Origin of the sequence: Blautia luti (genome assembly GCF_033096465.1) — a bacterium.
Taxonomy (GTDB): Bacteria; Bacillota; Clostridia; order Lachnospirales; family Lachnospiraceae; genus Blautia_A; species Blautia_A luti.
This window is the reverse complement of the sequence record NZ_AP028156.1, coordinates 3,232,364-3,244,883: the sequence shown is the minus strand read 5'-3', so window position 1 is coordinate 3,244,883 and position 12,520 is coordinate 3,232,364. Positions and strand designations below refer to the sequence as shown.

6 protein-coding genes and 1 riboswitch are annotated in these 12,520 nt (G+C 41.6%); of the genes, 5 read left to right on the top strand and 1 reads right to left on the bottom strand.

Features of this window, described 5'->3' with window-relative positions; translation table 11 throughout:
* Nucleotides 1-39 precede the first annotated feature (39 nt).
* Complete coding sequence (locus tag R8695_RS14970; protein ID WP_154779540.1) at nt 40-1,404, top strand: MFS transporter; 1,365 nt, start codon at nt 40-42, stop codon at nt 1,402-1,404.
* Nucleotides 1,405-1,593: 189 nt separating this feature from the next.
* A complete protein-coding gene (locus R8695_RS14965; protein WP_154779541.1) occupies nt 1,594-2,895 on the top strand; it encodes an MATE family efflux transporter in 1,302 nt (433 codons plus the stop codon).
* 36 nt (nt 2,896-2,931) lie between these two features.
* Here R8695_RS14965 and R8695_RS14960 read toward each other — a convergent pair whose 3' ends face one another.
* Complete coding sequence (locus tag R8695_RS14960) at nt 2,932-4,692, bottom strand: diguanylate cyclase domain-containing protein (protein WP_167829732.1); 1,761 nt, start codon at nt 4,690-4,692, stop codon at nt 2,932-2,934.
* 522 nt (nt 4,693-5,214) lie between these two features.
* Nucleotides 5,215-5,305: riboswitch (cyclic di-GMP riboswitch) on the top strand.
* Between the two features lie 211 nt (nt 5,306-5,516).
* On the opposite strand from R8695_RS14960, the gene R8695_RS14955 reads away from it, so the two are divergent.
* The 3 genes from R8695_RS14955 (at nt 5,517) to R8695_RS14945 (ending at nt 12,495) form a co-directional block, all read left to right on the top strand.
* Entirely contained in the window at nt 5,517-8,723 is a 3,207-nt protein-coding gene (locus tag R8695_RS14955) for a hybrid sensor histidine kinase/response regulator (protein ID WP_154779542.1), read from the top strand.
* Nucleotides 8,724-9,037: 314 nt separating this feature from the next.
* Entirely contained in the window at nt 9,038-9,877 is an 840-nt protein-coding gene (locus R8695_RS14950) for a substrate-binding periplasmic protein (protein ID WP_154779543.1), read from the top strand.
* Nucleotides 9,874-12,495 carry a hybrid sensor histidine kinase/response regulator gene (locus R8695_RS14945; protein WP_154779544.1) on the top strand — a complete coding sequence of 874 codons (2,622 nt, stop codon included), beginning with the start codon at nt 9,874-9,876 and terminating at the stop codon, nt 12,493-12,495. The genes R8695_RS14950 and R8695_RS14945 overlap by 4 nt, the downstream gene beginning before the upstream one ends.
* The last annotated feature ends 25 nt before the right edge of the window (nt 12,496-12,520 follow it).

The following is a 12,520-nucleotide window of genomic DNA, read 5'->3' as shown; positions in this document are numbered from 1 at the left end:
AAACGGAAAGACGGAGGATGGCAGCAGGCAGGAGGAATTATGGAGAGTAAAAACGAAAATGTAAAAGTTCCGTTGATCAGTAAAATCGCATATGGATTTGGCGATGTAGGATGTAATTTCAGCTGGATGTTCGTCAGTAATTTTCTCATGATTTTTTACACAGACGTATTCGGAATCAGTATGGCAGCAGTCTCTGCCCTGATGCTGTTTTCGAGATTTTGGGATGCGATCAATGATCCGATCGTGGGTGGACTGACAGATAAAACCAAAACAAAATGGGGACGTTATCGTCCATGGCTTCTCATTGCAGCTCCGATCACGGCCGTGCTTCTGATTATGACATTCTGGGCACATCCGGACTGGTCGGACAGATCAAAGGTTATCTATATGGTAATTACATACTGTCTGCTGGTACTTGGATATACCTGTGTAAATATCCCGTATGGCACCCTTTGTGGAGCAATGACACAGGATATCGATGAACGTGCAAAGATTAATACATCACGTTCAGTATCTGCAATGGTTGCAATTGGAATTATCAATATCATTACAGTTCCACTGATTGGAAAACTTGGCAGTCAAAGTGCTAAAACCGGATACCTACTGGTAGCAATCATATACGGATGTATTTTTGCAGCCTGTCATTTCTTCTGTTTCGCAAAAACAAAAGAGCAGGTGATTATGCCGGAAAAAGACAAAATATCCATAAAAGTGCAGTTAAGAGCAGTGATACAGAACCGCCCATATATTCTGGCATTAATCGGACAGGTGTTATTCGGATTTACACTTTATGGAAGAAATGCAGATGTTTTATACTATTTCACTTATGTAGAGGGAAATGCATCCTACTATACTACATATTCCATGTGCATTATCATTCCATCCATTATCGGTGCTGCATGTTTCCAGCCTGTATTCCGAAAATTGAATAATAAAGGAAGAACTGCATCTATTTTTGCCCTTTTTACCGGAATTTCCATGCTCTGTATGTTCTTCTTCAATGTAAAAGAAACACCGGCAGCGTTCTATACACTTGCAGGAATTACACAATTCTTTTTTTCTGGATTTAACACTGCAATCTATGCGATCATTCCCGACTGCGTAGAATACGGAGAGTGGAAAACGGGCTTAAGGAATGATGGTTTTCAATATGCATTTGTGTCACTGGGAAATAAAATTGGCATGGCAATAGGAACTGCTCTACTTGCAGCACTTCTTGGAAAATATGGATATGTGGCAAATCATGTACAGAATCCGGCTGTTCTCAGTATTATGAGACATTCCTTTACTACAATTCCGGGAGTTTTATGGATAGTGACAGCAATTGTACTGTTTTTCTATCGCCTGAATAAAAAACGTTACAATGAAATTGTAGAAGACCTGAAAAAAAACCGGGTAAAATAAAGAGTGTCGTGAAGTGAATTGCGAATATCAACAGAGTCTCCTTGAGCAGCATTAAAAAATCTGCTTAAGGAGATTTTTATGTCTGGAGTTTTTGTGGTTGCATTTTTGTTTTATATGGGTATAATGGTGAGATAAGTCTGCAGATGAAAGGAAGACAATGCTGACAATATAACGAAGGAGCGGAGTATTATGCTGAAAAGATTCACCAGATATGTAACCCAGAGTGTTGCCGGAATGATCGGGATTTCCGTTTATGTTCTGGCAGATACTTTCTTTATATCTGTATATTCCGGTGCTGACGGACTGGCAGTTCTCAATTTGATCCTGCCGGTTTATGGACTGATCTATGCGATTGGGGCTATGATCGGGATTGGTTCCGCTACCAGGTATGCCATAAGCAGGGCAAAAGGAGAAAATACAGAACATTATTTCGTACAGTCAGTAACCTGGAGTATACTGGCTGCAGTTCCATTTATGCTGATCGGAATCTTTATTCCGGACAAAGCATTGGCTTTGTTGGGTGCAGATGCCGGACTGATCGGACTTGGACGAAACTATGTGAGAATTATTCTGATCGCAACACCATTCTTCATGTCAAATTATACATTTACTGCATTTGCCAGAAACGATGGAGCGCCTTCTATTGCAATGATCGGTTCCATCAGTGGAAGTATCTTTAACATTATATTTGATTATATATTCATGTTTCCTGTCGGTCTGGGATTTTCCGGAGCAGGACTTGCTACTGCAATCTGTCCGATCGTAACAATGAGCGTCTGTGCCACACACTACAGGAGCAGCAGAAACCATGTAGGATTCCATTGGAAAAAACCGTCATTCAGACACCTGATTTCCTGCTGTCAGCTGGGAGTTTCCGCATTTGTCGGGGAATTGTCTTCCGGTGTGATCGCCATTGTATTTAACTTCCTGATCTTGGGAATCGCGGGAAATATGGGTGTAGCAGCCTATGGAGTTGTGGCAAACCTTTCTATCGTGGCATTTGCAATTTTCAACGGTCTGGCCCAGGGAGCACAGCCCCTGATCAGTGAAAGCTACGGAAAAGGTCAGCCCACTCAGGTAAGAAAACTTCTGAAATGGAGCCTGCTCGTATGTCTTGCTGTAGAAGCACTGATCCAATTGATCATCTGGACTTCAACCGACACGCTGATCAGCATTTTCAACAGTGAAAACAATGTTCAGTTATTGAATTATGCACATACAGGACTGCGTCTGTATTTCCTTGGATTTATAGTGGCAGGAATCAATATTGTACTGGTGGCATATTTCTCAGCAGTAGATGAACCGAAAATTGCGATTGTCGGATCATTACTGAGAGGAATTATTGCTATTGTTATCTGCGCAGTTATACTTGCGAAATTATTTGGATTAAATGGAATCTGGATCTCTCTTCTTGCAGCGGAGACAGTTACGTTTCTGACAATTCTGTTTCTGGCATATAAAGACAGAAGAAAAAGCATGGCAGTTGTCTGAACTATGGTTTCGTGAAAAACAGTCGTATGTCTGTTATTATCCGGAAAATTTATCGCTGTAATGAATATGCATAGCCTCCCAGTCCATGAACAATACATAGAATACTCTTCCGTATTGCTGGCTTTCTACGATTCTTCCGTGATCGAGGACAGAAAGATAGGATCCGTCAGCCTTTCGAAGGTGAAAGTGAATATAGTCATTTTTATTACCACTATCAATCTGTTCCCAGATACTGGATTCGATCTGTTTCTGTTCATCTTCTCGGATCAGGCTGCGGAAGCGCTTATTGGTGAGTCTGAACAGTTCGTCCATATCTTTATATCCGGTCATATGAAGGAACTCATGGTTTGCATAAAAGAGTTCGTCATCGTCTTTGTCCGCTCTGTATATGATAAATGCACCCGGAAGGTGTTCAGAGACATCTTTAAATGCGAATCCCAGTTGTTTACGGATTCCTGACTGAAGACCTTCCCTGTAAGCCATACATCCGTTTTTTCCATGAAGTTTTATTGCATAGAGGGCTGCATCAGCACAGCGCATGAGCTGTGAACGGCTGGCTGCAAATGTGGGATATTCCGCATATCCCAGAGAAATGTTAAATGACTGTTCTTTTCCCTTGTATGAGAATGTCTTTGGAAGTCCGGTAAATTGCTGCAGCAGTTCTTTTGCATCTTCGCAGGTATAATTTTGTAAAAGAATACAGAACTCATCCCCACCGTTTCTTCCCAGTAATGCATCAGATGGGAAAAATGTTTTCATGCTGTCTGCCAGACTCTTTAATGCTTTGTCTCCATAGGCGTGGCCATAAATATCATTAATAAACTTAAAATCATCGAGATCAAGGAGTGCGGCCACAAAATGTCCTTTCGGATTTTTATCCATCATCTTTTCTGCTGATTCGTCAAATCCATAGCGGTTGTAAATACCTGTAAGAGAATCCGTGCGTGCCAGTATCTGAAATTTATTTTTGTTTTCTTTTGATACCAGACATACCCTGGTAAGCCCTGACAGAAGTAAGGTGATAGCGGTAAAAATCGTGCTGACTGTTACGATCAATAGATTGTTTCTCCACCCGCTTTCAGGAGTTACTTCGAACTTCCAGCTTTCTTTCCCTATGGTAAAATCATAAGAAACCGGCTGCGTTATCTGACCATCTGACTGGTAAACGGGTTTATAAGTGTCACTCCAGGGAGTTTCTGTTTTGGAAAGTCTGTACTCATATCCAAAACCTGAAAGTGCATGGATCGAGTCGGAAAAAATATCAGGAACACGCAGGATAACAATGGTAAATCCCCAGAAATACGCCTGTCCGTGCTCATCATTCAGGTAGACCGGATTGCGGACTGCAATTCCATAGCCGCCCTGTGTCAATTTAAAGGGTCCCTGTGTAATGATTGTATGGTTGTCTCTTGCATAACAGGAAATTCTGCCACGGTCTTTATCATGGAGCAGATCAATTTTACCTGCCTCGTTTCTCTCAGCAGGATAAATATCTGTTACAACACCATCCGGAGCAAGCTGTACACTTTCAATAGAATCAGATATAAGATTTTCTGCAATCGTATCAAATTGCTTGATATCTCCATTTTCACTGATCAGAACCTGTTTCAGAGTATCTGTGATCGCAATTCCATTTGTAATTTCATTTTTAATACGTTCACCGTAGGTTGATACATTTAATTGTGCGGTTGTGCGTCTCTGCCATTTTTCGTGAGTGTCTGTTTTGTATACGATGAAACCAACAAGGCACATGCCCAGTAAAAAAACCATAAGAGGCACAAGATTTTTTTTCTTCACCTGTTTTACCTCAATTTATATATCGGATATTTTTATGATGGAACATTATAGCACAGAAATGAAAAAACGGAATGAATTTTTTTTAAAACATAGGTAAAATCAGACAGATATAAAAGTTTCCTAAGGTGAAAATGTTGTAGGTATGGGGAAAACATGCTATGGTATGTATACAATGCGTAAAGAGGAGCAGAAAAAACGAAGTACGAACATATCACAGAGGGTCGTTTCATAGATCGCCCCAATCGTTTTATTGCACATGTGGAGATCAATGGGCAGGTGTACATATTCTGGCCTATGACTGCATGGTAGAACCTGACAGAATGGAAATTCAGGATCCGGTACCTGTATGCCTTGCTTTTGACCGGAAATAAAAAAGTATTCCCACAATCAGCATGCTCTTTACAACGTTATTGTTCATTATGTTTTCAGTAACGTAGCCGAAATTCATTCCAGATTGCCTGCGGCAATGGAATTTATTATTGACGTGTAAAAACATTCGTGGTATTTTTGATAAAAATGGAAATTATTTAAAGGCAAACCTGTTGAAAGGCAGGGACGCAAAGCCAGAAGGGGCTAAAGTCAGCAAGTTTGACCAGGTCAGCCGGTTGCAACTGCTTCCATATTATATATGGAAAAGATGTGAAAACGGAAGAGATTTTGATAACTTTTATACTATATAGATGTGTGATTTTAAAGAAATATAGTAGGGACACTGGCATATTTTGGCAGGTGTCCTTTTTATATGCCTAAAAGGGTACGAAAACTGACAGGTACAGGTTCTCTGTATACAGATAAAGGCAGGATGAAGAGAGGATTTTTATAAAATGGGAAATTATGAAGACAAAATATATTCTTTAGGTGAGACTGTAACGGGACAGACACAGGCCATGTCACAGGCCGTACAGAAAACACTGGAAAATAATGGCGGGGTAGGTATAATGACAGGATCTTATGACCAAAACCTGTCTATTTTGTCTGTGAATAATCTGCTGTTGCATAGTACAGGATATACATTCGATACTTTCATGGAACAGACAAAAGGCTCATTGAGAAACTTCTTTTATGACGAGGAAGATATACTGGAGCGAGACCGTTTTTTGCAGCTTCACGGAACAGGGGAAGCACAGATCCTTGCAGCAGACGGTACAGTGAAAAATGTACGGCTTTGTAAAGAGGATGCGACAGATGAGGCGGGCAGACAGATCTGGGTTATGTCCGTACAGGTCAACTGGGATCATGTAAATTTGACACTGCTCAATGAGGCTATCTATTCCGGCTTCTGGTATTTTGACTGTGACGAAAACAGTGAGATTGTGAATGCAAACTGGAGTCATGAATTCCGAAAAATGCTTGGCTATCATGACACTCTGGATTTTCCGAATAAACTGGAATCCTGGTCAGATCTTCTGCATCCACAGGATAAAGAAAGAGTAATGGTGCAGCTTCAGGCGGCAATTAAGGATAAGACGAACCAGATAAAATACCAGGTAGAGTATCGTATGAGAATGAAGGATAATCAATACCAGTGGTTTCGGGCATCGGCAGAAGTAATACGCCGTTTGGATGGTTCTGCCAGCAGGATTGCCGGCATATTTATCAATATTGATGCAGAAAAAAAAGAGTCTATGCAGGCACAAAAGTCAGCTGCTTTCCACCGTGCCTTTACGAAAACAGATCTGTGCGAATATTATGTAAACCTGGAAGCAAACACATTTGATACCTTTAAGGTTGAACCGTCCCTGATGACAGTTTTTGAACAGAGTCGTACATGGGATGAACTGATCCGGCATTTGGTGGATTCCTATGTTGTGGAAACAGATAAGAAAGCGGTAGCTGCTTTTTATGACCGTGGTTATATTGCAGAAAAACTGAAAGGTCTGGAAACAGAATTATCTTTAGAGTGCCGAATCACTCTGGATGGAGAAGAACGATGGGTCCGCAATGTGATTATACGTGGCGAGATAGAGGATTCAGAATATGCCATGATCTTTCTGCGTGATATCACAGAGGCAAAGGTAGAGAGCGCACGGCATCTGCAGATGGCAGCGGATAATGCTTCCATGGGGCAGCTGATTCAGAGTATTGTGCGTCTGGTTGACCGTTTTGTTGTCTGTGATCTGGAAAATGACAGATATGAATTCTACAATCTGAATGGACAGATGATATATAAACCTCTGGGATTTTATCATGATTTTCAGATGCAGGTTCTTGAAAAATATAAGACACTGGAACCATTGGAAGCTATAGATATCCTGATAGCCCCGGATAATATTCGGAAAAAACTGAAAAGTGAAAATGATATTTATAAGTTTGAGTATTGCAGCCTGGATGAAAAGACTTATAAAATCGCTTCTTATATTCCCTTGGAATGGAAGAACGGAAAGCTGGAAAAGGTATTGCTGGCATCCATGGATGTGACACAGGAGAAGAAAGCAGAGATTGAATCCCGTCAGGCACTGAAAGAGGCTTACCGGTCCGCAGAAAATGCAAATCGAGCGAAGACAGAATTCCTTTCCAATATGTCACATGATATCCGGACACCAATGAATGCGATTGTGGGTCTGACGGCAATCGCAGGAGCAAATATTGAGAGCCAGGATAGAGTTATTGAATGTCTCAGTAAGATCACAGAATCAAGCCGCCATCTGCTGGGGCTGATCAATGAAGTATTGGATATGGCACGTATTGAAAGTGGAAAAATGACACTGGCACAGGAAGATTTCAATCTGTCAGAGCTGGTAGATAATCTTATTACACTTACGAAACCGGTGCTTGATGAACATAAACATAATTTTGATATACACATCAATCATATTGAACATGAGGCTGTCTGTGGTGACAGCCTGAGAATCCAGCAGGTATTTGTGAATTTGATGAGCAATGCAATCAAGTATACGCCAGATGGTGGGAATATTATTTTTTCCATAGAGGAAAAGCCAAATGGATTTTCAGAACTTGGATGCTATGAATTTACGATTGAAGATAATGGAATCGGTATGACGCCGGAATTCCAGAAAATCATGTTTGATCCTTTCAGCCGCGCAGATGACCACCGGACAACCAAGGTTCAGGGAACCGGTCTGGGAATGGCGATCAGCAGAAATATTGTGAACCTGATGAATGGCAATATTAAAGTGGACAGCACCTTACACAAGGGAACTAAAATTACAGTAACAATTTATCTGGAGCTTCAGGAAAAAGAAAAAGAACAGGACAGAGATTTGATGAATCTGCCGGTTCTGGTTGTGGATGATGATAGGACATGCTGTGAAAGTGCAGTTGCCACGCTGAAAGAAGTCGGTATTACAGGCGAATGGGTCCTTTCCGGCAGAGAAGCCGTTGAGCGCTGTTATGCACGTCATGAGCTAAAAAATGATTACTTTGCTGTTATTTTAGACTGGAAAATGCCGGATATGGACGGAATTGAAACAGCCAGACAGATCCGGGAACGGATAGGGAAAGAGATTACCATTATTGTACTGACATCTTATGAATTCAGCGAGATCGAAGAAGAAGCAAAGGCTGCAGGCGTAGATGCTTTTATTGCAAAACCGCTGTTCCGTTCCCGGCTGACGGCAACACTGCGGCAGTTTACTTCAGGCAGAAAAGAAAAAACAGCAAGAAATTATCTGGATGATCTGTCAGAAGCAGATTATACAGGAAAAAGGATTCTGCTGGTTGAGGATAATGAGCTGAACAGAGAAATTGCTGTTGAAATTCTGCAGATGACAGGGGCAGAAGTGGAAACAGCGGAAAATGGAAAAATTGCAGTTGAAAAAGTGGAAGCTTCTCCGAAAGGTTTGTATGATCTTATTTTTATGGATATTCAAATGCCTGTCATGAATGGTTATGAGGCAACCGCAGCAATCAGGAGCCTTCCGGGCGAACAGGGAAGACTTCCGATTGTTGCCATGACTGCAAATGCTTTTGCAGAAGATGTACAGCTGGCAAAAAATACAGGCATGAATGGACATATTGCGAAACCGCTGGATATGAATAAGCTGAATGATGTTCTGGAGAGCTGGCTGTAACTTATTTGTTACTGAGAACGGAGTGAACAGTAATACGAGGTGTACTTTATACTTCATAGCAGTAAATAATTGTAGACATGAAAGTATATGAAATGTATAATATGTATCAGAAGTTTTGTTGGCAGATTTATAGGCAGATCAGCCAAAAACCTGAGATGTTTATGAAAAAAGTTCCTGTAAAAGTTTTTTACGTGGAACTTTTTTTGCACCGTTTTGATGTTTACCCGAATTGGATAAGCCCTCTGTTTTAATTGGGAAAGCAAGGTCACTGACACGCAGGTTATGAAACAGTAATAAATGGAAAGGAACTGGATATGAGAAAAAATCGAAAGAATGACTCCCATACCCGCAGAAAAAGAATTTGTATTGCAGCACTTCTTCTGGCAGGCAGCCTTATACCGGGAGGATGTGGAATAAAGAAAGAGAAAACATCGGACAGTGAACTGCCGGAGATTGTTATCGGAATAGATTATTTTGAACCTTACAGCTATCAGACGAGTGATGGCGAGTATAAAGGCATTGATGTGGAACTTGCAGAGGAAGCCTTTCAGAGGCTGGGTTATCAGCCTGAATTTGAGAAGGTTGTCTGGGAAGATAAAGAGAAACTTTTGTCAGATGGAACAATAGACTGTCTGTGGAGCTGCTATTCCAGGAATGAAAGAGAAAACAAATATCAGTGGGCAGGACCGTATATGTACAGTCGTCAGATGGTGGTTGTAAGAGCCGAGAGTGAAATCCGGACACTTCAGGATCTGAAAGGGAAGAGGATTGCAGTTCAGGCGACCACAAAAGCAGAAGATCTCTTTCTTCATAATATAGAATCAGATCTTCCGCAGGCAGAACAGGTGAACTGTTTTTCTTCGCCGAATGAGCTTTATGCTGCACTTAGAAAAAATTATGCAGATGCGATTGCGGGACATGAGGCAATGCTTGGCAGTCTGATACAGGATGGCAAGGGCGCTTACCGTATGCTGGAGGAAAGTCCTTATAAATCAGAACTTGGAATTGCTTTCAAAAAAGGAACTCACGAAGAATTGGCAGAAGAGCTTACAGAAACGCTTACAGAGATGCAAAGTGAAGGGATTACAGAAAAAATAGTTACAAAATACGGATTGGATGCGTACGAAACTCTGCCGGGAGGAGAAAGTAAATGAGTAGACAGATAAGAGGGCAGATACCGCAGAAACAGAAGAAAAAGAGGGTCGACAGAAATGTGTGTTTGCTTGTGTTTATTCTGATTTTTTCCGGAATACTGACTTTTCTTCTGCTGACAGCGAGAGATAATAGCAAGCTGAACAGTACTCTGGATGAGACCTTTGATTTTGTAAAAAACCGAATTGAAAGTTATGAGATTTATAACACCAATGATCAGGTGAAAAGCCTGGTACGTCTTTTGGACAAAACAACAGAATTAAGCAGAGTCATAGAACAGGAAGGAAATCTCAGTACAGAAATGCTGGACGAATATGCCGGGGAACAGCGCCTGACAGGAATCCTTGTACTGGATCAGAATCTGAAGGTGACAGAACAGAGTGCAAAAGATGGAGATACTATGTCGCTGTGGCAGAAGCTGATCAAAAGTGATTATGTACGTGATATTGCAGAGCATCCGGAAAAGACTTATACCACTCGTCTGAGAAATAAAGGGAAGATCTATGATTTTGCGGCAGTGGCAAGACAGGATGCAGCAGGTATCCTGATCACATATGCGCAGAAGGAGGAAGTAAATGAGCTTAACGGAGATCTGACGATGGCATCGTTATTTCCTGACTTTCCTTTTGAGATGAATGGAAGTGTTGTGATCTGTGATGATGATAAGGTTGTCAGTACAAACAGACAGGAGCTGACTGCCCGCTCTATAGAAGAAGCAAAAAGCCAGTATAAAAATAAATTTGAGGCAGATGAGAATGGAATTGTCCATCTTCGTTCAGAGACAGGAAACTGGTTCGGACGTCGGGAGAAGATCAAAGACTACGATGCATATATCTTTTTCCCGGAAAGTCAGGTGTACATCACACGAAATATTATATGTGTGATTTATGTGCTGCTTGCGCTGCTTCTTTTCTTACTTTACCGAGTGAGCAGGAGCAGAACAGAAAAGAGAAGTATCCTTCAGGACCAGAAAAGACTTCGGGTGATTAATGCACTGGGGCATGCATATTCCTCTATCTCTCTTGTGAATCTAAAAACAGAGGAAATCGAAATCCTGAAATCTTCAGAGAATGTGAAGCCGGATCAGAAAGGGGATGTGCTTTCCAAAGCGCATCAGGAAGAACTTATAAGGCAGGTGATTGCAGAGCCATTTCAGGAGGCATATTGGAAATTTGTCGATATAAGTACGGTGGCAAAGCGTCTGGAAGAACGTGAAACGCTGAGTTTTACAGCCCGGACAGTGGATGAAAGATGGATGACAATGATCATTGTGCCACAGGGATATGATAAAGATGGGAAACTGTGTACAGTTCTGGTTGCGAATCGTGATGTGACAGAAGAAAAAGAACGTGAGATTGCGCAAGATAGGAATCTGAGAAATGCACTTGCGGCTGCAGAACATGCGAACAGGGCGAAAACTGTGTTTCTGAATAATATGTCTCATGATATCCGCACGCCGATGAATGCGGTCATTGGATTTACTGCGCTTGCGACAGCACATATCGACAATAAGGAGCTTGTTCTGGATTATCTGAAAAAGATCCATATATCCGGTCAGCATCTGCTCAGCCTGATCAATGATGTGCTGGATATGAGCAGAATCGAGAACGGTTCCGTACGGATTGAATATACAGTTGTACACCTGCCGGATATCCTGCATGACTTAAAAACAATTATACAGGAATCTGTACATTCTAAACAGCAGGAGCTGTATATTGATACACAGGATGTACTCCATGAAGATATTATTACCGACAAGTTGCGCCTGACGCAGGTGCTTTTGAATATCAGCAGTAATGCTGTGAAATTTACACCGGTTGGGGGTACGGTTAACATTCGTGTTTCTGAGAAACCATGCAGAAGAGACGGATGTACAACAGTGGTATTCAGTGTGAAGGATAATGGAATCGGGATGTCGCCGGAGTTCAGGGAGCAGGTGTTTGACTCATTTACAAGAGAACATACCGTTACGGAGAATGGAATAGGAGGAACCGGTCTCGGAATGGCAATTACCAAAAACATTGTGGATATGCTGGGCGGTACGATTCAGGTTGAAAGCGAAGTTGGAAGGGGAACGGAGTTTACGGTTATGCTTGAATGTGAAATATCAGGGACGACTGTGAAGGAGGAACCTGATCCGGAGCAAAGAGAGCCCCTTAAGAATGAGAAGCAGAAAATCCGGGCAGAAATCCAGAGGCGTTATGAAGGGAAGAAAGTTCTTCTTGTAGAGGATAATGAGCTGAACCGGGAGATCGCAACAGCGATCATGGAGGAAATTGGTCTGGATGTGGATTGCGTTGAGGATGGTACAGATGCTGTGAATATCATGTCATCTGTAGAAGGCAGAAAATATGATCTGATCTTCATGGATATTCAGATGCCGAAGATGGATGGATACACCGCAACCCGGGAAATCCGTACATTGAATGATCCGAAATGCGCAAATATACCAATCATTGCGATGACTGCCAATGCTTTTGAAGAAGACCGTAAAAAGGCAATCAAGGCGGGTATGAACGCTCATATTGCCAAACCAATCAGCGCAGATATAATTCTGGAAAATCTGGAGAGAATGCGCCAAAACAGAAAGTATTTTAATGAACCTGCTGAGAAAAGTTAAAAACTTTTCAGCAGGTTTTAATTTA

What these genes read in the sequence shown, in the direction of transcription:
- R8695_RS14970 (WP_154779540.1), top strand. Translation starts at nt 40, where the DNA reads ATGGAGAGTAAAAACGAAAATGTAAAAGTTCCGTTGATCAGTAAAATC.
- R8695_RS14950 (WP_154779543.1), top strand. Translation starts at nt 9,038, where the DNA reads ATGAGAAAAAATCGAAAGAATGACTCCCATACCCGCAGAAAAAGAATT.
- R8695_RS14945 (WP_154779544.1), top strand. Translation starts at nt 9,874, where the DNA reads ATGAGTAGACAGATAAGAGGGCAGATACCGCAGAAACAGAAGAAAAAG.
- R8695_RS14965 (WP_154779541.1), top strand. Translation starts at nt 1,594, where the DNA reads ATGCTGAAAAGATTCACCAGATATGTAACCCAGAGTGTTGCCGGAATG.
- R8695_RS14955 (WP_154779542.1), top strand. Translation starts at nt 5,517, where the DNA reads ATGGGAAATTATGAAGACAAAATATATTCTTTAGGTGAGACTGTAACG.